Source organism: Flavobacterium panacis, from assembly GCF_024649945.1.
Classification (GTDB): domain Bacteria; phylum Bacteroidota; class Bacteroidia; order Flavobacteriales; family Flavobacteriaceae; genus Flavobacterium; species Flavobacterium panacis.
Genome location: NZ_JANKMS010000001.1, coordinates 612,029 through 633,454 on the forward strand (window position 1 = coordinate 612,029; position 21,426 = coordinate 633,454).

The window sequence follows — 21,426 nt, forward strand, 5'->3', positions numbered from 1 at the left end:
TTATTTCCATTTACTTCAGTTGGCTGATCTTAACTATTTGGTTTAGATGCATTTTTGTTACCTTTGTAAAACACAATTACTCAACATGAAACGTTCCGGTACAGCAGATCTTCCCTTACATTATGGACAAGTTCCATTATGGCTTTCAGAACGAATGTCTAAACTTGGTTTTGCAATTGTCGAAACGATAGCTTTAGAATTTTCTACTTCAGAAGTTGTGAGTAAGTTGAGTAATCCTTTTTGGTTTCAGAGTTTTGGTGCTGTAATGGGCATGGACTGGCATTCATCTGGAATTACTACTTCTGTATTGGGAGCATTAAAAAAATCTGTCAATCCGCATTCCAAAGAACTTGGTATTTATATCTGTGGAGGAAAGGGCAAAAATTCACTTTTAACGCCACAAGAACTTTTATTTGTGGGCGAAAAAACAGGTCTTGACGGAAACAATCTGGCCAATTGCAGTCGACTTACTGCTAAAGTAGACAATACAGCAATTCAGGACGGATTTCAGTTGTACCAACATAATTTTATTGTTGACAATAAAGGACAATGGGCTGTTATACAACAAGGAATGAATCCTAATTCTAAAACAGCAAGAAGATATCACTGGCATTCACCGGATTTAAAGTCTTTTATAAATGAACCTCATACTTTTATTTATGGAGAAAATCAAGGAACAATCTTAAATCTAACCGCTGAGAAAGCCACAAAATCAAGAGAAGGTATTTTGGAGTTAGTCAAAGAATCTCCAACAAAAATTATAAAAGAAATGCAGCATCTTTCTATGCCTGCACATCATGATGTCAGAATTGAGGATGTTAACATGAAAAGACTTGGTGCAATGCTCTGGACAACTCATGAGAACAAACCTGAAGATTTTGAAGAGCTATTACTTTTAAAAGGAATGGGACCAAGAGCTTTACAGTCTTTAGCATTGGTTAGCGAAATAATTTATGGTACTCCTACCCGATTTGAAGATCCTGCGCGTTTCTCTTTTGCGCACGGAGGAAAAGACGGACATCCGTTTCCTGTTCCGGTAAAAATATACGACGAAACCATTGATACTTTGCAAAGGGCTATTAACCGAGCAAAAATCGGAAATAGTGATAAAATTGATGCCATCAGAAAATTATCTGAAATCTCAAGAAAAGCCGAAGAAGGTTTTACTCCCAATTCTAATTTTGATGCCTTAATTAAAAAAGAACGAGACGAATCGTACAAATATGGAGGAAAAACGGTTTTTGGAGACGCTAAACCTCCAAAAAATAAACCTTCAAATCCGAACAATCAACTTGAATTGTTTTAACCTAATAAAAATGTCTCAGATTAAATCTGAGACATTTTATTTTTACTTCTTTTCTTCATTCTCTAATTTATAATCAAAATCAGGTTCCTCTCCTTTAAATTTATGAGTATCGGTATCATAATTTTCATCGTTAGTTAAAACTTCATCATGATCTCTGTATTGATGTTTTCTTGTATCACTTCTATGATCAGAGCCGCTTTTTTTAGCAGTATCTGAATTCTGATTGTTTGTTTTCATAATCTGCAAAATTTAAATTTCAATAAAATTACCTGAAATCTCAAATTCTTGCTTATACAATCACTTTTAAAAGTTATAAAACTAGCACAATACAAATGATTCATTTCTGATTATATTCAGAAAGTTTTAAATTTACTTTTAGAGAAATATTCCAACATATAATTCAATGACTGAAAAGACTTCAAAATATCCTTTTAAATTACCATTTTCGTATTATTTAAATTCTGATGTTATTTTTCTGGCGAAAGATCTTTTAGGAAAAGTTCTTTACACCCAAATTGATGGAAAAATAAGTGCCGGAATTATCGTAGAAACTGAGGCTTATTTTGGTGTTCAGGACAAAGCATCACATGCTTATGGAGGAAGAAGAACCAACCGAACTGAAATTATGTTTGGTGCAGGTGGTGTTTCCTATGTTTATTTATGCTACGGAATTCATCATCTTTTCAATATTGTAAGTTCTGTTGAAGGAGAACCGCATGCTGTTTTAATAAGAGCAATTGAGCCTTTGGAAGGAAAGCAATTTATGGAAGAAAGAAGAAATATGATTTCTACTAAATCAGCCATTTCATCTGGTCCTGGTTCGGCTGCAAAAGCGATGGGAATTGATGCTTCTTTTAATAAAAAAGATTTAAACGGAGATGAAATCTGGTTGGAAGATCATGGCATTAGATATACTGAAGATCAGATTTTTGCTTCGCCTCGTGTAGGAGTTGCCTATGCTCAAGAGCATGCACTTTTACCTTGGCGCTTTTTTATTAAAGGAAATAAATACGTTAGTAAACCAAATAAAACGACTTAGCTATTTTATTTAGCAGTAAATTGACAAAGTATATTTCCGTTCTCACTTGAAATATTCACAATATCATTTTCATATTTTACCGTAATCACTGACTCCGTATTGTTCTCTTTCTTGGGATATTCCGTACGTTTAGTAATTTTCACCACTCTATTTTGATTGTCGTAATCATTTACAATGCTTTCTGTACGATTGTAATTACTTCCAACATAATACTTTTTCTCGTAAAGTAGTACGAAACATTTTGGATTGTAAACTGTTTTAATTTCTCTACGAACCTCATAACTTCCGTATTCTGTCTTTGTTTCTGTCATTACATTGTTCTGAAAAGAATATTCCGATTTTTTATCTTTTTCAAATGCATTAATATCTTCTTTTTCAATTTCTTCCCAATCTTTTTGAACTGAGAAATATTTCTTCAAATCAATACTTTTATAAACAGAACCTTCAATTTTCTCGATAAGAGTTTGTTTATTTTTAAAATTCAAAAATTTATTTGTTTTAAAGACGTCGTAAGCATCTGTTGAAAGTTTCTCTTTTTTAGATGGAGAATAAATTTCATTGACAACTACAGTTGAATTCTCCTGCGCACTGCAAAAAAAAGCCGATAGTAAAAACAAGAAAATTGAAATGTTCTTTAATAGTACTTTATTCATTTTTGGATTGCATTTTTTAATTTAAAAGAAAAGATTAAAACCAATTAAGCTCCCTTAAAAAAGGAGCTTAATTGGTTTAAAAATTAACGCCAGCCTAATTCAGGAGCAACGTATTTTAAGATAGATTCCAATATATGCACATTGTATTCGACACCTAAAGTATTGGGTATTGTAAGCAATAAAGTATCCGCTTCCTGAATAGCTTCATCCTGAGCCAGATCAGCGATAAGTTTGTCTGGTTCGGCTGAATAACCTTTACCAAAAATGGCGCGTTTATCACTTTCAATATAACCAAAACTATCTGCTTCTTTACCTTGATTTCCAAAGTAATATCTGTCCTCATCTGTTACCAGTGCAAAGATGGAACGACTTACTGAAACTCTTGGCTCATAATGATGTCCAGCTTTTTTCCAGGCTTCTTTATATAATCTGATTTGTTCTGCCTGTTGAACATGGAAAGGTTTACCATTTTCGTCATACTTTAGAGTAGAACTTTGTAGGTGCATTCCGTTCTCAGCTGCCCAGATAGCAGTAGCGTTAGATGCAGCTCCCCACCAGATTCGTTCTCTCAGTCCCTCAGAATGTGGCTCCAGGCGCAATAATCCCGGCGGATTTGGAAACATGGGATACGGATTTGGCTCTGCAAATCCCTCACCGTCTAGTCTTTGCAAAAATTCCAGCGCTTTTCTGCGTCCCATATCGGCATCTGTTTCTCCTTCTAAAGGTTCATGACCAAAAGAACGCCAGCCATCAATCACTTGTTCAGGCGATCCTCTACTGATGCCTAATTGTAAACGTCCTTCAGAAATTAAATCTGCTGCACCGGCATCTTCGACCATGTACAAAGGATTTTCATACCTCATATCGATCACTCCAGTTCCAATCTCTATTTTACTTGTTTTTGCACCAATGGCAGAAAGTAAAGGAAAAGGTGATGCCAACTGTCGCGCAAAATGATGCACTCTGAAATAAGCTCCATCCAAACCAATTTCTTCTGCAGCAACGGCCAAATCGATAGATTGAAGAAGTGTATCTGCTGCTGTACGAGCTTTATACGAAGGATGATTGGCCCAATGTCCAAACGATAGAAATCCTATTTTCTTCATAGATAGCATTATTAGTAATTACAATCTCAAAGATACGCATCATTATTGAGTGTGTCTATAATTTCTGTCTGGAAAGTATTCAATAATTTATCATAAAGTCGATATGAAATTCATTTTATAATTATGTTGTCAATTTGTAATTAAGTCGTTGTGAACTTTTCAAAACCGTCAAAATTACGATTCCAAAAATAATCCAGTCGATCACTGCGCTTGCTGTATAAATACTGCTAACACCATAAAAATAAGGAACAGTAAGCATAATCGGAATGTACAATACTACCTGTCTCAAAATAGTAATTAGAAAAGCAGGTTTTACATCTTCTATAGAAGGAAACCAAACCATCGACATGAAAACGAAAGAAAGTCCTGGAAGAATACTCATATAAAAGCGAAAATCCCTTAATTGACTCATCGTAAAATCTGTATTCGGAATCATTACAGACATCGCGCCAGAAGGATCGAACATCACAAACAACCAAAAAGGCAACAGAATTATTAAACCTGCAACAGAAAATAAATAGTAAGCTTTTATGCATCTTGTATATTGACGTGCTCCATAATTCATTCCTGTTACTGGCTGTAATGCGCGCATAAGTCCCCATAAGGGTGTATTGAGAAGAATATAAAATCGATTTACTGATGTAAAAAAAGTAATGTCAGCTGGAGTTCCATATTTTGCCAATACATTAAAGACTACAATATTCTGGACAACAATCATCATCATCATTATAAAACCCGGCATTCCTAATAAAAATATTTCTTTGATAATAGCTTTATCTTTTTTAACCGACCAGAATTTACTTTTAAAAGAAGATTTTTCTCCATTATAATACCAAATCCCCAAAACGGTATAGATAATCATTGAAATGTTAGTAGCCCAAGCCGCTCCGGAAACTCCCCATCCAAATGTTTCTATAAATAAAGGTTTTAATAAAACATCAACAATAAGTCCGCCCGCAATCATCCATGCAGCTGTTTTCATTCGTCCTTCTGCACGTATAATCATATTAAGAGCAAGGCCATGAATCCAAAAAAAACTTCCTAAGATAGTCGCTTTAAAATATTCTGCTCCAAGTACCAATATCTCATCACGTCCTCCCATCATATAAATCAGTTCTTCAGCATAAAAAAAACAGGGAATTGTAATTAGTATCGTGAACAAAATGCTGAGATAATTTACTGATCCTAAAACACCGTTCAGTTTTTCTTTATCATCTGCACCGATCCAAATACTAACAGCCGATCCAGCTCCCATTCCGATCAAAGAGCCAAATCCTTGTACAAATTGTGCCAACGGATAAGCTACTCCGACAGCTGCCAAAGCCGTATTATTTATAAGATGTCCAACAAAAATGCCATCCAGAAAATTATTCATTCCGTACAATACCATTGCAATTACCGCAGGCCAAGACATCTGCCACATTACTTTAGGCAGACTTCCGTTTAATATAAATTGTTTCTCTTTATCCATTCTTATTTTAATATATCTTCAATTTTTAAATCAGTGTTTAGCAGTTTTACAGTTTGTAATCCTTGAGCGCCTTTAACAAACTCAATACTCGTTTGATCGATGAGTACTTTATCCAGCAGTGCTCTATCTAAAAGCTCACTTCCTATTAGCAGAAGCTCAACTCCTTCTGCTCCATTGGGATGCTTCACACTATTTGGTCTTGGATTTGGAGTATAAGCCGACATTATAAATGGGAAAACAATATCATTAGGAATCAATAATTCCCATTTTAATTTTCTTCTGTCTTTATCAATTCTTTTGGTTTTATGAAAACGATATGGAATTTTATTCGTTTTAAATAAATCTTTTTCCTTTTGAAGTGTTGCCAAAGAAGATTCAAGAGACCATTCGCACCAACTGTTATCAATACTTTCCCATTTTTCCATTCTCTCTAATATTGGCTTGTATCCTGCAATTTTCATAAACCATTTTGTAAATCGGGATAATCGGGGATTTTCATATATTTCGATAAATACTCCTTTTTCAAACCATATAAAAGCATTATATGCTTCTTCTGGAAGTGCTCCATATTCTACAATAAATCCGGCATCATTGAGTTTGCTGACTGCTTCATAAAGATCTGTAACCCTGTACAACACATGGCTTAGCTGTATGGTATTTTCGTTATTCATTTATTTTTTATTATTGGTGATGTAATGTTTATGAGAAATTTCTACAACAAAAAACTTTTACTATTAAGAATTATTCTAAATAATTTTTAGATTTGTGCAAAAGTAATACTACATAAGATTTTCAGAGGTATGCTAAAAGGAATAAAAAGTCTGAAATAGGGAATATTTAAACTATCAGCCATGAATTTAAAATTATATGATGCCACACCAAACAACATACTTTTTGAAAAAGAATACCCCGAATCCTTCTATTCTGATAAAGAAGGGATAAAAGAAAACACCACTTGCTTGGAATCTCCTTTAGGTAAAGGTTATTACAAAGAAATTTACTTTGAAGGCGTTCATATAGGTTTCGGAAGCGCGATTTTAAGAGAAAAAATGCAAGTATGTTTCGAAAGTGATTTCGAAACCATAGAAATGCACTTTTCTTTAAAAGGAAAAAGCACAGCAATGGCTGAAAATTTTGACCAAAAAGTATCATTTGAAACTCATCAACATAATCTTGTCTATACCAACTCTATGTGTGGAAAAATGAACTGGGAAAGTGATCAATTTCAACTTTGTGAAATTAATTTATCACCGTCTTTTTTCAAAAAATTTATCCCCCAAGAAACTGCTTTATTTGATACATTTCGAAATAATATTGAAAAAGGAAAATCTTCCCTTTTAAGTGTAAAAAACAACCATGCAACGCATCAGATGTATCAAATTATTTATGAGATCATGCATTGCCAAAGAAAAGGAATTTTTAAAAGAATGTTTCTTGAAGCAAAAGTTATTGAGCTGCTTTTGCTACAGTTAGAGCAATTTTCCAGCGCTCCAATCTCTTCTCCTTCCCTTAAAAAATCAGATATTGAGAAGATTTATTCCGTAAGGGAGTTCATGCTTCATAATTTGGATTCGGCAAACTCTCTTATCGATCTGGCGCATCAAGTTGGAACTAATGAATTTACTTTAAAAAAAGGATTTAAAGAGTTATTTGGTACTACAGTTTTTGCCTTTTGGAACGACATCAAAATGGAACAAGCCAGAAATCTTTTGCTCGAACAAAATATAAATATTACTGAAATCGCTCACATAATGGGCTACAAAAACCAAAGAAATTTTTCGGCAGCGTTTAAAAAGAAATACGGAATAGTCCCGAGTCAGTTAAAACTTCATCTAAACAAAACAATTATTTAATGCAATAAAGTTGCGTTAGATTTTAAAATGTATTTAATTTACGCTTTACAAAATAAATTAAAATGAACAGACGCAGATTTTTAAAAGGCTCATCAGTATTGGCAGGACTATTTACACTTAGTCCATCCGTTATTCTTTCAAATGATTTAGAAGCGATAACTAAGAAAGGTAAAAAAGCAAAAAATATAATTTTCCTAATTAGTGACGGAATGAGTTCTGGAACATTGCAAATGGCTAATTTGTACTCGCAAAATATTCTGGGTAAAAATGGAAACTGGATGAATCTTTACAAAGAGAATAAAGTTTCAAGAGCTTTAATGGATACGGCATCTGCAAGTTCTGCTGTTACCGATTCTGCTGCTGCAAGTTCTTCTTTTGGAGGTGGTCATAGAGTTAAAAACGGCGTATTGAATATTGGTGCAAATGGTGAAAAATATCTTCCAATCTGGCAGAAATTTAAAAACGCTGGGAAAAAAGCTGGTTGTGTTACAACGGTTACGATAACACATGCTACTCCGGCAGGTTTTTGTGTAAATTCAGATAGCCGAAATGCTGAAAATGAAATTGCAGAAATGTATGCTGACTTGGGACTTGATGTTATGATGGGTGGCGGTGATGAATTTTTTAATGCTTCCAAAAGAGCAGATAAAAAAGATGTCTACAAGATTTATGAAGAAAAAGGATATCAGGTTTTAAAAGGAAAATCAGATTTAGAAAACATAAAAAAAGGTACCAAAACTTTAGGCGTTTTTGCTACTGGAGCACTACCGTATACAATTGATAGAAACAATATTGCAGAATTACAACACACTCCTACTTTGGCAGAAATGAGTGCTGCAGCTATTGACCAGATGAAAGATCATAAAAATGGTTTTGTATTGATGATTGAAGGCGGAAAAGTAGACTGGGCAGCGCATGCAAATGATATTGCAGCCTTGATTCACGATCAGTTGGCTTTTGATGAAGCGGTGAAAACAGCAATCGATTTTGCCGAAAAAGACAAAGAAACCCTAGTAATCATTACCACAGATCACGGAAATGCAAATCCTGGACTTATCTATGGAGCCGATGCCGTAAAAAATTTCAACAGTATTGCTGATTATAAATATACCAATGAATATATTTTAAATGCTATTCATGCCGATTTTAATCTACAGCAAATTAAAGACTGGATTAAAGAAACCAATAAAATCAGCTTAACAGATGACGAGGCAAAACATTTATTGGATTTCTATTCAGGACTTGAAAAACATGAAGACGGTTTATACAATTATAAAAAGTTGCCTTTTAAAGCGTATTCAGAAATTCAGAAAAAACATAATAATGTAGGATGGATCAGTATGGATCATTCCGGAGATTATGTAGAATTGGCGATGTATGGCCCAGGAAGCGAATTATTAAAACCTTTTGTACAGAATATCGACCTTCATTATTTGATGTTGGAGGCTTCTATTGAAAAGGAAGCTTAAATTCTATTATTATATAAAAAAAACAACTTGTTTACTCTTTTGTAAAACAAGTTGTTTTTTCTTTTGGATCATAAAGCATTGCAGTACACAAGCAGTTTTTTCTTTCCTTACTTATTAATATTGGACAGTTGACACAGGTTTTACAATTCTCCCAAAAATGGTCATCATTAGTTAGTTCTGAATATGTGACAGGTTCGAAACCTAATTCATGATTCATCTTCATGACTGCTAATCCAGTTGTCAGACTAAAAATTCGGGCCTTTGGATATTTTTCTTTACTAAGTTCAAAAATCCTTCTTTTAATTTTTTTAGCAAGTCCAGTATGTCTGAATTCTGGCGCGACAATTAATCCAGAATTAGATACAAAACTGCCATTTTCCCAAGAAGAAATAAAAGAAAAACCTGCCCACCTTCCATCTGCAGCAAATGCTATAATAGCATCTCCCTTTTTTATTTTCGCTTCAAGGAGTTCTGGTGAACGTCCAGAGATACCAGTTCCACGGGAAATAGCAGATGATAAAGTTACTTCACAGATTTGTTTGACCCAAAATGTATGGGCTGATCTTGTTTTTTCAATAATAAAATCAACTGATTCCGGAATTTCTGCACTAGATAAAAATGCTGTTTAATCTTTTTTAAGCGTTATAGTTTTCATAATAGCTCAGGAATTAAACTATTTGTGATATAAGCAAAAGCGCAATAAAAAACATTATAGTAAATACCATTAAATTAATGATCCTACTCTTATTTTGTCTAGCATTATTTGATAAATATTGTTTTGTAATCTCTTTACTTCTTGTTTTATTGGTTTTCATTTTCTTACTATTTCGCGTCTACATTAATTTGTGAAAGACTCAAAACAAACGTTGTACCAAAACTCTCAAAACGAAACAAACCTCTAATTATCAACACAATAAAAACAAAACCCTATCATTTAGATTGCAAATACTTATCAAAATGATAAATTTAGCTTTCCAAAATGATAAGGTTTTTTATAAAATTTAGTCGAAGTAGCCTAACTTTGACAAAGTTGAATTCAAAGCTGAAAACCGTGACTGAGACTGAAAACCGAGACTATTTTAAAGGTAAACCGTCTTTATCAAGAGAGCCAGATTTGATGATAATCATCTTATCTAATTTGACGTATTTCTTAATCGCGTCGTTTACCTGTTGCAAGGTTGCTTTATCAATGTCTTTTGGATATTGGTCGATGTAGTTTGGTTCTAAACCTCTTTCGATGAAACTCAAAATAGTTCTTGCCATTCCGTTTGTGGTAGACATTCCAACTTTAAAACTTCCGATTAGGTTCGTTTTCTTGTTTTCCAATTCTTCTGCTGTGATTCCGTCTTTTACCCATTTATCGACCTGAACCATTGTCGCATCCAGACCTTTTTGGAATAAATTCGGATTGAAGGAAGCATTCACAAACCAGTAACCTCCTGTTTCAATATTTCCTCCCAAACCAGATGAAATGTTATACGTCAAACCGTCATTGTCGCGAACGGTCTGCATTAAACGCCCTGCAAATCCTGCTCCTAAAGTATAATTTCCGATGAAAAACGGAACATAATCAGCATCAGCTCTTTTTAATCCTGTAAACTGTCCGATGAATAATTCTGCACTTGGTTTTTCTGGAATTGTGACTACTTCTGTTTTTGCTGCGGCTTTTGAAGCTTCTTCAAATTTTAGTTTTTCTGTAACTCCGCCGTTCCAGTTTTTGAATGATTTTTTTAGGGAATTATTCAAGTTTGCTCCATCGGTATCTCCAACAATTACCAAACGCATTGAAGCTGTTCCGAAATACTTTTTATGGAAAGCTTTTACTTCTTCCAATGTCGCTTTTTTGATGTTTTCGATGTTGTCCTCGACACTTAAACTGTAGTTTGGATTGTTTTTGGTGTAAATTGACTGAGATAAAGCAATGCTTCCTCTTTCTCCTGGATCGTTTAAACTTTGCTGAGTGTTTCCAATAAACTGCTGTTTAAGGTTTTCAAATTCTTTGGCGTCAAACAATGGATTTCGCAATTCTTCAGCCAATAGTGTAATGACCTGATCCAAATCTTTTTTCAGACATTTGAAACCAATATTCACTTTGAAAGATGAGGCGTTTACGTTTAATGAAACTCCTAATTTCTGAAGTTTTTCTGAGAATTTAAATTTGTCGTTAAGCGTTGTTCCTTTTGATAACATCGAAGCTGTTAAAGCTGGAATCATATCATTTTTGCTTTCGCTGGCATAATTTCCAAGTGAAATACTCGCTGCAACAGTCACAAAATCTTTTGCTGAAGTTTTTACAGAAACCACATCAATTCCTGAAACTTTTTCTCTTTTGAATGCAGAAGCTGATTTCTCAATTAAGGTTTCAGCCACTGTAGTTTCTTCACTTGTATTTTTCACTAAAAATGGAGCGGATAAAGCTTCCTCATGAGAATGTCCTTCTTCTGGATGTCTGTAATAAAATGGCTCATTTACTGGCATATAATTATTAGCTTCGCCAGTATTACTATTTTGTGCTCCAGACTGTTTTGGAATAAAATAGCCTGTTGTACTTTGGTCTTCCACCAAATATTGGTTGGCTACACGCAAAACATCTGCTGGAGTTACTTTTTTCAATCGATCAACTCCTGTAATGTAGTCTGTCCAATCTCCAGAAGCGATTGCCTCATTTAATTCTGAAGCCACATCCCCTGATCCGTCTCTTCCCAGAATAGTTTGTGCGTTGATATTGGCTACAACACGATTTACCTCATCCTGAGTTACGCCTTCTTTCTGGATTTTAGCGATAACCTCACTGATTTTAGTATCAATATCTTCATGTTTTGAAGTCGTTGGAAAACCTACGCCAATCGTGAAAAGTCCCACTTCTTTGAAGTTTGTTGCACTGGCATAAGAATAAATTCCCAAACGGGTATCAACGAAAGTTTTGTTCAAAATTGCCGATGGGCCATTACCAATAATTTGAGCCAGAATATTTAAAGCTGGTAAATCTTCGTGCAAAGCGCCTGGAATTTTATACGCTTTGTTTACAACACCCAATTCTCCTGGTTTTCTCACCACAATTTTACGTGCTCCATATTGTTGAGGCTCTTCTGTGTAGGGCTGTGGCATTACATGCGGCGCTTTTGTGATTTTTCCGAAATATTTCTCAATCAGTTCAAAAACATTTTCTTTTCTGAAATCTCCGATGATGGTCAGAGTCGCATTATCGGGCCAGTAATAGGTATTATAGAAATTCTTTAAAACTTCAATCGGCGCTTTTTCAATATCCGATTTCCATCCGATTGTTGAGTGATGATACGGATGTGCAATATAAGCTGCCGCCCAGATTTCCTTGTCCAGTAAACTGTTTGGGTTGTTTTCTCCACGCTCAAATTCGTTACGTACAACGGTCATTTCGGCTTCTTTGTCTTCTTTTGTCAATAACGAATTTCGCATTCTGTCGGCTTCGATTTGAAGTGCCAGTTCGATTTTATCACTTGGAAGTGTTTGATAATAGTTTGTACGATCGTACCATGTTGTAGCATTTAACTGTGCTCCTGTATTTTGCAAAACATCCGTAATGGTATTTCCGTTTTTCTTATTGAAAGTTGGTGTTCCTTTAAACATCAAATGTTCCAAAAGGTGTGTTGATCCGGTGTTTCCTAAAACTTCATGTTTAGAACCAACACGATATACAATTTGTACAGTTGCAACCGGAGAAGCATTGTCCTGTAAAAGTAGTACGCTCATACCATTGGGTTGGTACAAATATTCTTCGATTCCTCCTAACTCTTTTATTTTCTTAAAGTTAATTGATTTTCCCTGCGCTGACATAAGGGTACAGAATGCTAATGAGCAATAGCCCAGAAAGATGTATTTTTTCATCTTATTATTTTTTATAATTGTCTAGTTTGTTTTCTTAAAATATGATTTTACAATCAATGAAGATTCTTTTGATATCATTAACGCCAATTCTCTATTGTCGAATTTTTTAAAATAAAGCTGTTCACACCAGTACTTCTTAAATAGTTTTAATGCTTTCATATTGTTTCAGAAATTTAATAGGTCTTTTATCAGTAAGCTTTTCAGGTTATTCAAAATCAGAGTTAAAAGAGCTGCTTTTCACAGCCCTTTTTATTAGGTTTTTCGGTTAAATTGCTTTTGCTTACTAATTCAAAATAAAAAATGAAACATCGAAAAACCTTTATAACGATTTAAAATTATTGATTCCTTTCTCCAACCAGTCATTATAAAATTCAATATCCGGATTGTAAGCTGTTGGTTCATTGAGTTCTTTACCTTCATGATCAATCAAAACATAATAAGGCTGTGCATTGGTTTTATATTTCAAAATTTGAAATTCACTCCATTTCTGCCCTATATATTTCAACTTTTCCCCTGTTATTTTGGAGATAATTTGTTCTTCTTCGGCAAGAGGTCGTTTGTCATCTACATAAAGAGAAATCAACACAACATCTTTATTCAAATGATTCAAAACTCTAGGATCGGGCCAGACTCTTTCTTCCATTTTTCTACAGTTTACGCAGGCAAAACCAGTAAAATCAAGCATTACAGGTTTATTTTCTTTTTTTGCATAAGCCATTCCCGCATCATAATCCCGAAAAGTTACAATACCATTCGGACCTTCTTCTGCATCTTTTGGAAGAACTGCAATAGTTTTTACTTCTGAGGTTGCTGCTCCAAGTCCATACGGAGATTCGCTATATTGTTTTGGTGGAGGAAAACCACTAATCCATTGTAATGGAGCTCCCCATAAACCTGGAATCAAATAAACAATGAAAGCCAATACAAAAATTCCGAGACCTAATCTTCCAACTGAAATATGAGGTAGCGGAGAATCATGTGCTAATGTTATTTTTCCAAAAAGATACAAAGCCAGAGCTACGAAAATGGCAATCCAAATGGCTAGAAAAGTTTCTCTTTCCAAAAGATGAAGCTGCAAAACAAGATCGGCATTGCTTAGAAATTTAAATGCTAATGCTAACTCCAAAAATCCTAAAACTACTTTAACAGAATTCAGCCAGCCACCCGATTTAGGAAGTGAATTCAACCAACCTGGGAAAGCTGCAAAAATGGCAAATGGCAATGCAATGGCCAATGAAAAACCAAACATTCCCACAATAGGTGCCAATCCGCCCTGACTTGCTGCCTGCACTAATAAGGTTCCAACAATTGGTCCTGTACACGAAAAAGAAACTACAGCAAGAGCAAGCGCCATAAATAGAATTCCGATAATCCCGCTTGTCTGCGATTTTTCATCAACTTTGGTAAGCCATGAACTTGGAAGTACAATTTCAAAAGCGCCCAAAAAGGACATCGCAAAAAAGATTAACAGTAAGAAAAAGATCAGATTGAAAGTTACGTTCGTCGCCAAGGCATTCAAGGAATCTGCTCCAAAAATGGTCGTAACCAAAGTTCCCAAAGCCACATAAATCACAATAATTGAAATTCCGTAAAACAATGCATTTCTGATTCCGCTGGCCTTATTTTTACTTTGTTTGGTAAAAAAACTAACCGTCATCGGAATCATTGGAAAAACGCAAGGTGTCAACAATGCGGCAAAACCAGATAAAAAAGAAATAATAAATATTCCCAAAATTCCCTTTTGATCTTTATCCTTATTTCCCTCTACACTTGAAACCTCAGCCGCTTTTTTCTGAAACTTTACTGCTTTATTCAAATCAAAACTAAGTTCAATACTTTGAAGTTCTGAGACAGCAGCTGAATTTCCATATACAAATTCAACAAAAGCATTTATAGTATTTACTTTTTTTGAAACCGCAATTTTCTGTGTAAAAACTGTTTTGTTTTCAAAAACTTTTACTTTGGACTTTAAAACTGGATCTTCAATTGTTTGTCCTTCCTCTTCTGTTGTGTTTCCTAAAAGTGTAAAACCACCTTCGCTGTCGTCAAACATAAAAGTTGTTGCTGTTGTACCTTTTCCGGAAACATTTTGCGAATACAAATGTGCGCCTGAAGAAATTGTTGCTTCAGCCGATAATATATATTCTTTATCTGAGACTTTTTCTACAATAGTTTTCCATACTACAGCATCTGCTTTTTGCCCGTAACTGATTGTTACCAGTAAAAAAGCTATTAGATAAAATACTTTTTTCATAAAATGGGGTTCTTTTATTTCATTTTAAAAAGTAATTCAACTTGCTTAGGCGGAAGACATTTTGTATCGTCACAAGCCATAAATTCTACATTTGCATTAATTTGTTTCGGTGTTTTGTCCTTTATTTTAATGCGTTGTTTAAAAATGGTTTTGTTCTCAAAATATTTAATCTTCATTCCGTAAATCGGATCATTAACCACATGACCTTCTTCTTCTTTTGTATTTCCTTTTTTCAGATATTCCCCTTTTCCATCAAAAGAAAATTTGGTTGGTAACGGACCATCTTCTGGAACACTCTGCGAATACAAATGCCAGCCTTTTTCGATTGCCGCTTTGGCAATAAGCTCATATTCTGATTCTGATATTTTTACTACACTTGTCGTCCATTTTACTGGATTGTATACTTGAGCATTTACTGATCCTGCGATTAAAATCAGTAGCATTAGAACTTTTTTTTTCATTTTTTGATATTTTATTTTTTATGACACAACTACTTTGTTATATCAATTAACCACTTATAACCTCCTGCTTCGGTGAAGAATAATTTAGAAGAATTGTTACTAAACCATTGCTCCCATTCCTGAGGATTTTTCTCTAAACCTGTGTAACGCTGTAGAACTCTATTGGCTAAATCTTTCTCTTTACTACTTTTTAAGAGTGTAATACACTGCTGTAAAAGCTGTTTGTCATTATTCCCAATTCCTAACTTTTTGATATCCTCATCAATTTTTAAAGAATAAAAATCGTCTGGTGTTGCATACATATACTTTTTGTTGTCACTTAAATATTTTTTTAATTTCTCAACATTTTTCACATATTCAGGTTTAAAGAAATCTCCTGATTGTTGTTTGACATATTCTCCCCAATTTGGTATAGGCATTGGTTCAGATTGCACTTGTAAAATTGCAGCTTCCATCTCGCTCAATTTCTCACCTTTATCTTTCTTTTCTTTTAATTCTTTTACTGTTTTTGCACTTTGAACATTAACTTCAGCGATATATTTTTTATAATTCTCATAAGATTCCGTGCTCAAACCATAAATCATTCCATCGACATAAGTTGATCTAATCGCTATCTGCTGTCTGTATTTTCTAGCGATCGGTTTTTGACCTTTAAATTTCTTGATGTACACCACAGTATTAGCAAAAACTTGTCTGGCTTCATCTGTCATATAATCTGGTGAAGCTGAAAATCCCCATAATAAAAAATTACCATGACGCCCAATAGCAACAGCTCCAACATCTTTACTGTTTACACCGCTTGAAATGTATTCCGTATCAGGAGAATCTAAAAATCCGTCACCTCTTGATACTAATCCAACGCGATAGCCTTTTCCTTCTAGATATCCTTCTTTTTGCACTCGCCACATTGGAATTTCTTTTGGCACATTTTTTCCTGAAGCGTAATGAAAAATCCCATCTGGGGTCGGTTTCGTTACCATTGTTAATTTTACGGGAAAAGGCCCTTTAAAGATTGGATGTTCTGCTTTTAAATGATGCGCATCGGCATCTAGGCACAAACACAGCCAATCTAGTTTTAAACCAATAGTCTCTCCCATTTGAGGAGCAGTTTGACCTATAAAAATGGTAGGAAAATCAAAATCTTCTTTTAAATATTTTGAAGGTTTGTAATTAGGCTGACGTTCGCCTTTTTCCCACGGTTTAACAGTCTGATCAAATATCGTTACATCATATGAAGCCGACATGTCCATTGTGTAGCTTCTGGCATCAACTGCTTTCACGCTTGAAAAATATTCTTTTAAATAACTTTCAAAAGCATTGTAACGTGTTTTGAAATCTTCTTTAAAACGCTCTGGAGAATAACCTCCATTATTGATTGCTGAATTAATAAAGTCATCACTCAACGGAATTGCGGGATCATATCCCACATATAAAACCGATATGTTTTCTTTTTGATGCTGTTGTGCGAAAACTGAAGCATTTGCACAAAACAGCATTATTGCTAATACTATTCTAACCCTTATTTGTTTCATTTGATGCTATTTAAAATTTATAATTTCAATTCTTTACTCTTAGTATTGGGAGATAAACATTGCTTGATATCACAGGTTTGATAAAAAAGTCCTGCCTTAATTTTAGCATTTGCTTCTAAATCCTTAACTGAAAAATACCTTATGAAAGTAAGTTCACCTTTGTAAATAAAAATATTGTCCTCATAAGGATATGGATTAGGTTTAATCCAATCTTCTAAAGCTGTTACTCCTTTTGGAAGTTCCAATACCATTTGATACTGAATATAAGGTTGTGTGGGCGGAACATACGCGTAAATACGCCATCCGTCAAAAACCTTAGATTTTACTATTACAGCCAATTGCGTTTTGCTTTTGTTCCAAATTAGCTGCGCATCTACTGAAACTGGGTCTGAAACAACCGGATCTTTTATTTTAAAAACACCAGCCGTTTTTTCTACTTTTTTAATGAATGCCTGATCTGGTTTTTGCCCATAGGAATTCACTGCAAAAACTAAAAAAACGACTAATGCTAGTTTTTTAATGATTGCCATTTTAATGATTATTAAGAATCAGATGCTGTTACTTCGAAGCGAAAATTGCGGCAAGATCTTTATCCATTCTTTCATCATCTGCTTCACCTTGATCGTATCTGGCAACGATAATTCCGTTTGGATCTACTAAGATTTTGGTTGGCAATACATGAATATTGTAGCCTTCGCTCACGTCTTGATCAATATTAATTCTTTCGTAAGTTCCTTCTTTGTATTGCAGACCTCTCAGAATATGTCTCCAAACTCCAATTCCATCTTTTTCAACCGCTTTTTTCCATTTGTCTTCTGCTCTGTCATCATCAGAAACACCTAAGATTTCAAGTCCTTTTGGTTTGTATTGCGCATACAGTTTCAATAAATGAGGATTTCCTTTTCTACAAGGCACACACCACGAAGCCCAAAAATCGATTAAAACATATTTGCCTTTAAAATCATCTAATTTGATTGGATTTCCGTTAATGTCTTTTTTATTAAAAGGTCCAGCTGGAGCGCCTGGAACACCTTTTTTCATGTTTTCAATTTCTGTAACTAAATCTTTAGCCAAATCTCCTTTTTTATATATTGGATTAAAACTGTCGTAATATGCTTTGGCTTCATCATATTTCAGATTTCTTGAATTCATTCTTAGTAAAAAAAGACTGTAATACGAGTTCGGATTGTCTTTCATGAAGTTGTAAGATGCCTTTTCCATTTCTGCATACATTGGCTCTAATTTTCCTCTTGCATCATTATCTTCATATTTAATGGCCTCTAAAACTTCTTCACTTTTTTTCGCTGCTCTTGCATCATCATATTTTTTTCTGATGGCATCAAACTGATCTAATTCCTTTTTGTATTTCGATTTGATTTTGGCTGTTATAGCATTAAATTTCGCAACATCATCCTGTGTTTTAGAACCTGTTAGTTTCGACGCTGGAAAATCTGCATAATTGAGCTGCAAAGTCATTGGAACTGCTTCTGCAAAAAGTGACACATACATTTTGTCATTCATCTTGCTGAAATCAGAGATTTTTGCAATGCCTAAATTTTCAACAGGATCTTTAAATTCTCCACTAATCTGAAATTTCCCTTTCGTAACTTTAACTGAATCTACTTTATTACCACTAAAAACGTACAGTTTTCCATCACTTAATCCTGTTACAGTTCCGTCAATTTTATATTTTCCCTGCGCTTCACAATCCATTGAAAAACCTTGAAACAAAAGACCTAAAACTGCTATTTTAATTACGTTTAACTTTTTCATTGATTTACTTTTTAAATTATAATCCAATTGTTTTTTTCTACTTATTTGGCTTTAAAAATGGCTGCTAAATCTTCATCCATTTTTTTATCATCTGCTTCTCCACCGTCATATCTAGCAACGATAATTCCGTTTGGATCTACTAAAATTTTAGTTGGTAATGAATGAATGTTGTAACCTTCGCTGATATCCTGATCTTCGTTTATTTTTTCGTAAGTACCTTCTTTGTATTGCAAACCTCTAAGAACATGTTTCCAAACACCAATTCCATCTTTTTCAACTGCTTTTTTCCATTTGTCTTCTGCTTTATCATCATCAGAAACACCCAAAATTTCTAAACCTTTTGGTTTGTATTCAGCATACAACTTCAATAAATGTGGATTTCCTTTTCTACAAGGCACACACCATGAAGCCCAAAAGTCAATCAAAACATATTTCCCTTTGAAATCTTCCAGTTTTAACGGATTTCCATTAATATCTTTTGTATTGAAAGGCCCAGCTGGTGCACCTGCAATACCTTTTTTCATCTTTTCGATTTCAGCCGCTAGATATTGAGCACTTTTGGTATTTTTATAAAGCGGATTAAAACTATCGTAATAGCCTTTAGCTTCGTCGTAAGTCATTCCGTTCAAATAATATAACAACATGGTCATACTGAAATAAGACTTCGGATTATCCTTGAAGAATTTCAATGTCGCCTCACCGATTTCTTTGTAGGCAGGTTCTAAGAATTCTTTAGCATCATTGATTTCGTATTTAATAGCTTCTGTCGTTTTTTCGTCTTTTTTGGCAGTAACAGCAGCTTCGTACTTTTTGCTAAGTGCTTCTACTTTATCAAATTCTTTCTTGTATTTTTTGTTAATTTGATCCGTAATTGCGGTGTATCTGTAACTATCATCCTGTGTTTTTGAACCTTTTAAAACAGCTTTTCTAAAATCAGCATAATCTAGTTTTAAAGTCTGAACTCCCGGCTCAACATAAAATGAAGTAAACGTTTTTTCTGCTCTGTAATTAACTTCAGCATCCTTCGTCAGACTAAGATTAAAGACCGGTTCGTCCATCTCACTTTCAATTTGAAACTTACCATTTTTAACTTCTACTGGGACAACAGCGCTGTTCTTGTAGGTGTAGATTTTTCCATTAACCAAACCTGTCACTGTACCATCAATATGAAATTTTTGCTGTGCCGATGCTTTAAAATTAAAAGCTGACAAGAGCAGGCTCAAAACCGTTATTTTTATTATACCTAAATATTTCATGGCTTTATTTATTAAGTTTTCCTAGTTTATAAGTTTTCTATTTTTGTTTTTAAAGCCAATACGCGCTCATTTGGTTCATCTCCTTTAGCAGATGCTTTTTTGAGGTACGTGTCAATGTTTTCCAAACCTTTAGCTTTGTTGCGTGTTTTAAGATAAAGACTTGCCAAACAATAATTTACCGCAAGTGATTCTGGATCTACGTCTTTAATATTTTCAATCATTGCAATCGCTTTATCATCTAATCCCGCTTTTTCAAAATCTGGATTTACTGCAATACTGTAAGCGGTATTGATGTAACCACCTAAAGCTTCTTTCTTATTTTTTGCAAAAGCTGCATCTGCTTGTTTTTTATTAAAATCAAACCATTTATCATATTGTTTTTGTGCTAAATAATACTGACTGTAATAGTACGTTTTGTACTCGCTTTGCTGTGGAGAAACAAAATCTTTTTCGGTTTCTGCAATTGCTTTGTCTAATTCTGGAAGTGTTTTTTTAGTCGCAATTCCAACCAAATAGTTAGAAACTGCTGCACCAATAACGTAATCATAGCTTTCTTTCCCGATGTACGATTTATCGATAAAAGCTTTTTTATTTTTAATTAAATAATTGTAGACTTTGCTTTTGTATTCTACTCCAGCGTGTGCAATTACAGTAAAACCATTTTCAGTTAAATACTGATCCGGTTTCATTGTTGGGATTACCTCTTTACCTACTTTTTCAATAAGATCTGGCTTATAAGCTGTATATAAAGATTTTACATACTGTGCTAAAAAAGCAAGATCTCTATTTCCTGATTCGTATTGTTTGTTTAGATAATCTAATTGTTTCGTAGGATCGAAAGCGATTTTTGCCTGCTCAATAAAATCTTCTGCTTTTTCTGCACCTGTAGCTCTGTGTACCACTTTGCCATCAGCATCCATAAAAAGCAGTGTTGGATAAGCACTTACCTCATAGATTTTGGTTAATTCGATACCTTCTCCTTTTTCCATATCCATCTTGATGCTTACAAAATTGGCATTCATATAATCTCCAACATTTTGCTGCGGAAATATCTCTTTTGCCATCATTTTACAAGGTCCACACCAAGTGGTAAAACAATCCATAAAAACCAGTTTTTTTTCTGCTTTGGCTTTTGCCAATACTTCTTTGAATGTGCTGTGCTCAAAAGAAATTCCTTGTGCACTTAGTTTTGGAATCACCAATAATAGCACTAAAACAGCTGCGATTTTTTTCATTTTTTGTTTGATTAAGATTTATAGTTATTATTTTTTTTCTTTAAAATGAGACATAAGTGTGGCCGTACACTTCTGTTAAATAAGTGAATTCTTATATTCAATAATTCAAAATGAAATATAAGGTTAGAGAAGTTTTATAGAGGAAAAACAAACT

General features: G+C 34.1%; 18 protein-coding genes. 5 read left to right on the top strand and 13 right to left on the bottom strand.

Features of this window, described 5'->3' with window-relative positions:
• The first annotated feature begins 85 nt into the window (after positions 1 to 85).
• The gene (locus NQQ59_RS02650) at positions 86 to 1,306 is read left to right on the top strand and encodes a DUF763 domain-containing protein (protein WP_144213343.1); all 1,221 of its coding nucleotides are present in this window, start codon (positions 86 to 88) and stop codon (positions 1,304 to 1,306) included.
• Positions 1,307 to 1,348: 42 nt separating this feature from the next.
• Here the strand turns inward: NQQ59_RS02650 and NQQ59_RS02655 are convergent, their stop codons facing one another.
• Positions 1,349 to 1,543: a hypothetical protein gene (locus tag NQQ59_RS02655; protein WP_144213345.1), complete on the bottom strand. Its 195-nt coding sequence runs from the start codon at positions 1,541 to 1,543 to the stop codon at positions 1,349 to 1,351.
• A gap of 166 nt (positions 1,544 to 1,709) precedes the next feature.
• Here NQQ59_RS02655 and NQQ59_RS02660 point away from each other — a divergent pair, with 166 nt between their 5' ends.
• Positions 1,710 to 2,345, top strand: a complete 636-nt coding sequence (locus NQQ59_RS02660; RefSeq protein ID WP_144213347.1) for a DNA-3-methyladenine glycosylase — start codon at positions 1,710 to 1,712, stop codon at positions 2,343 to 2,345.
• A gap of 5 nt (positions 2,346 to 2,350) precedes the next feature.
• On the opposite strand, the gene NQQ59_RS02665 is transcribed toward NQQ59_RS02660, so the two are convergent.
• From NQQ59_RS02665 to NQQ59_RS02680, 4 genes are all read right to left on the bottom strand, one after another.
• On the bottom strand, positions 2,351 to 2,998 hold the full coding sequence (locus NQQ59_RS02665; protein ID WP_144213349.1) for a hypothetical protein: 648 nt from the start codon (positions 2,996 to 2,998) through the stop codon (positions 2,351 to 2,353).
• Between the two features lie 83 nt (positions 2,999 to 3,081).
• Positions 3,082 to 4,104, bottom strand: coding sequence for an LLM class flavin-dependent oxidoreductase (locus NQQ59_RS02670; RefSeq protein ID WP_144213351.1), 1,023 nt, complete (start codon positions 4,102 to 4,104; stop codon positions 3,082 to 3,084).
• Between the two features lie 121 nt (positions 4,105 to 4,225).
• Complete coding sequence (locus NQQ59_RS02675) at positions 4,226 to 5,575, bottom strand: MATE family efflux transporter (protein WP_144213353.1); 1,350 nt, start codon at positions 5,573 to 5,575, stop codon at positions 4,226 to 4,228.
• A 2-nt stretch (positions 5,576 to 5,577) separates the two neighbouring features.
• Positions 5,578 to 6,246 (bottom strand): VOC family protein, encoded by a 669-nt coding sequence (locus NQQ59_RS02680; protein WP_144213355.1) that lies wholly within the window; start codon positions 6,244 to 6,246, stop codon positions 5,578 to 5,580.
• Between the two features lie 180 nt (positions 6,247 to 6,426).
• On the opposite strand from NQQ59_RS02680, the gene NQQ59_RS02685 reads away from it, so the two are divergent.
• The 3 genes from NQQ59_RS02685 (at position 6,427) to NQQ59_RS02695 (ending at position 9,526) form a co-directional block, all read left to right on the top strand.
• A complete protein-coding gene (locus tag NQQ59_RS02685; protein ID WP_144213357.1) occupies positions 6,427 to 7,428 on the top strand; it encodes a helix-turn-helix domain-containing protein in 1,002 nt (333 codons plus the stop codon).
• A 62-nt stretch (positions 7,429 to 7,490) separates the two neighbouring features.
• Positions 7,491 to 8,897, top strand: a complete 1,407-nt coding sequence (locus tag NQQ59_RS02690; protein ID WP_144213359.1) for an alkaline phosphatase — start codon at positions 7,491 to 7,493, stop codon at positions 8,895 to 8,897.
• A gap of 221 nt (positions 8,898 to 9,118) precedes the next feature.
• Positions 9,119 to 9,526: a hypothetical protein gene (locus tag NQQ59_RS02695; protein ID WP_186296552.1), complete on the top strand. Its 408-nt coding sequence runs from the start codon at positions 9,119 to 9,121 to the stop codon at positions 9,524 to 9,526.
• A gap of 445 nt (positions 9,527 to 9,971) precedes the next feature.
• On the opposite strand, the gene NQQ59_RS02700 is transcribed toward NQQ59_RS02695, so the two are convergent.
• The 8 genes from NQQ59_RS02700 to NQQ59_RS02735 all read right to left on the bottom strand — a co-directional run bounded on the left by NQQ59_RS02700 (position 9,972) and on the right by NQQ59_RS02735 (position 21,272).
• Positions 9,972 to 12,761: a M16 family metallopeptidase gene (locus NQQ59_RS02700; protein ID WP_144213361.1), complete on the bottom strand. Its 2,790-nt coding sequence runs from the start codon at positions 12,759 to 12,761 to the stop codon at positions 9,972 to 9,974.
• A 319-nt stretch (positions 12,762 to 13,080) separates the two neighbouring features.
• Entirely contained in the window at positions 13,081 to 15,015 is a 1,935-nt protein-coding gene (locus tag NQQ59_RS02705; RefSeq protein ID WP_144221472.1) for a protein-disulfide reductase DsbD family protein, read from the bottom strand.
• A gap of 14 nt (positions 15,016 to 15,029) precedes the next feature.
• Positions 15,030 to 15,476 carry a protein-disulfide reductase DsbD domain-containing protein gene (locus NQQ59_RS02710; protein WP_144213363.1) on the bottom strand — a complete coding sequence of 149 codons (447 nt, stop codon included), beginning with the start codon at positions 15,474 to 15,476 and terminating at the stop codon, positions 15,030 to 15,032.
• Positions 15,477 to 15,505: 29 nt separating this feature from the next.
• Positions 15,506 to 17,008, bottom strand: a complete 1,503-nt coding sequence (locus NQQ59_RS02715) for a hypothetical protein (RefSeq protein ID WP_144213365.1) — start codon at positions 17,006 to 17,008, stop codon at positions 15,506 to 15,508.
• Between the two features lie 17 nt (positions 17,009 to 17,025).
• Positions 17,026 to 17,538 carry a protein-disulfide reductase DsbD domain-containing protein gene (locus NQQ59_RS02720; RefSeq protein WP_144213366.1) on the bottom strand — a complete coding sequence of 171 codons (513 nt, stop codon included), beginning with the start codon at positions 17,536 to 17,538 and terminating at the stop codon, positions 17,026 to 17,028.
• A gap of 28 nt (positions 17,539 to 17,566) precedes the next feature.
• Positions 17,567 to 18,781 carry a TlpA disulfide reductase family protein gene (locus NQQ59_RS02725; RefSeq protein ID WP_144213368.1) on the bottom strand — a complete coding sequence of 405 codons (1,215 nt, stop codon included), beginning with the start codon at positions 18,779 to 18,781 and terminating at the stop codon, positions 17,567 to 17,569.
• Between the two features lie 41 nt (positions 18,782 to 18,822).
• On the bottom strand, positions 18,823 to 20,037 hold the full coding sequence (locus NQQ59_RS02730) for a TlpA disulfide reductase family protein (RefSeq protein WP_144213370.1): 1,215 nt from the start codon (positions 20,035 to 20,037) through the stop codon (positions 18,823 to 18,825).
• A gap of 26 nt (positions 20,038 to 20,063) precedes the next feature.
• Complete coding sequence (locus NQQ59_RS02735; RefSeq protein ID WP_144213372.1) at positions 20,064 to 21,272, bottom strand: thioredoxin domain-containing protein; 1,209 nt, start codon at positions 21,270 to 21,272, stop codon at positions 20,064 to 20,066.
• Positions 21,273 to 21,426: the final 154 nt, after the last annotated feature.

Coding starts and splice junctions, on each gene's coding strand:
- NQQ59_RS02700 (WP_144213361.1), bottom strand. CDS start 12,761: ATGAAAAAATACATCTTTCTGGGCTATTGCTCATTAGCATTCTGTACC.
- NQQ59_RS02725 (WP_144213368.1), bottom strand. CDS start 18,781: ATGAAAAAGTTAAACGTAATTAAAATAGCAGTTTTAGGTCTTTTGTTT.
- NQQ59_RS02655 (WP_144213345.1), bottom strand. CDS start 1,543: ATGAAAACAAACAATCAGAATTCAGATACTGCTAAAAAAAGCGGCTCT.
- NQQ59_RS02670 (WP_144213351.1), bottom strand. CDS start 4,104: ATGAAGAAAATAGGATTTCTATCGTTTGGACATTGGGCCAATCATCCT.
- NQQ59_RS02705 (WP_144221472.1), bottom strand. CDS start 15,015: ATGAAAAAAGTATTTTATCTAATAGCTTTTTTACTGGTAACAATCAGT.
- NQQ59_RS02730 (WP_144213370.1), bottom strand. CDS start 20,037: ATGAAATATTTAGGTATAATAAAAATAACGGTTTTGAGCCTGCTCTTG.
- NQQ59_RS02680 (WP_144213355.1), bottom strand. CDS start 6,246: ATGAATAACGAAAATACCATACAGCTAAGCCATGTGTTGTACAGGGTT.
- NQQ59_RS02735 (WP_144213372.1), bottom strand. CDS start 21,272: ATGAAAAAAATCGCAGCTGTTTTAGTGCTATTATTGGTGATTCCAAAA.
- NQQ59_RS02660 (WP_144213347.1), top strand. CDS start 1,710: ATGACTGAAAAGACTTCAAAATATCCTTTTAAATTACCATTTTCGTAT.
- NQQ59_RS02695 (WP_186296552.1), top strand. CDS start 9,119: ATGACTGCTAATCCAGTTGTCAGACTAAAAATTCGGGCCTTTGGATAT.
- NQQ59_RS02665 (WP_144213349.1), bottom strand. CDS start 2,998: ATGAATAAAGTACTATTAAAGAACATTTCAATTTTCTTGTTTTTACTA.
- NQQ59_RS02675 (WP_144213353.1), bottom strand. CDS start 5,575: ATGGATAAAGAGAAACAATTTATATTAAACGGAAGTCTGCCTAAAGTA.
- NQQ59_RS02690 (WP_144213359.1), top strand. CDS start 7,491: ATGAACAGACGCAGATTTTTAAAAGGCTCATCAGTATTGGCAGGACTA.
- NQQ59_RS02720 (WP_144213366.1), bottom strand. CDS start 17,538: ATGGCAATCATTAAAAAACTAGCATTAGTCGTTTTTTTAGTTTTTGCA.
- NQQ59_RS02650 (WP_144213343.1), top strand. CDS start 86: ATGAAACGTTCCGGTACAGCAGATCTTCCCTTACATTATGGACAAGTT.
- NQQ59_RS02710 (WP_144213363.1), bottom strand. CDS start 15,476: ATGAAAAAAAAAGTTCTAATGCTACTGATTTTAATCGCAGGATCAGTA.
- NQQ59_RS02685 (WP_144213357.1), top strand. CDS start 6,427: ATGAATTTAAAATTATATGATGCCACACCAAACAACATACTTTTTGAA.
- NQQ59_RS02715 (WP_144213365.1), bottom strand. CDS start 17,008: ATGAAACAAATAAGGGTTAGAATAGTATTAGCAATAATGCTGTTTTGT.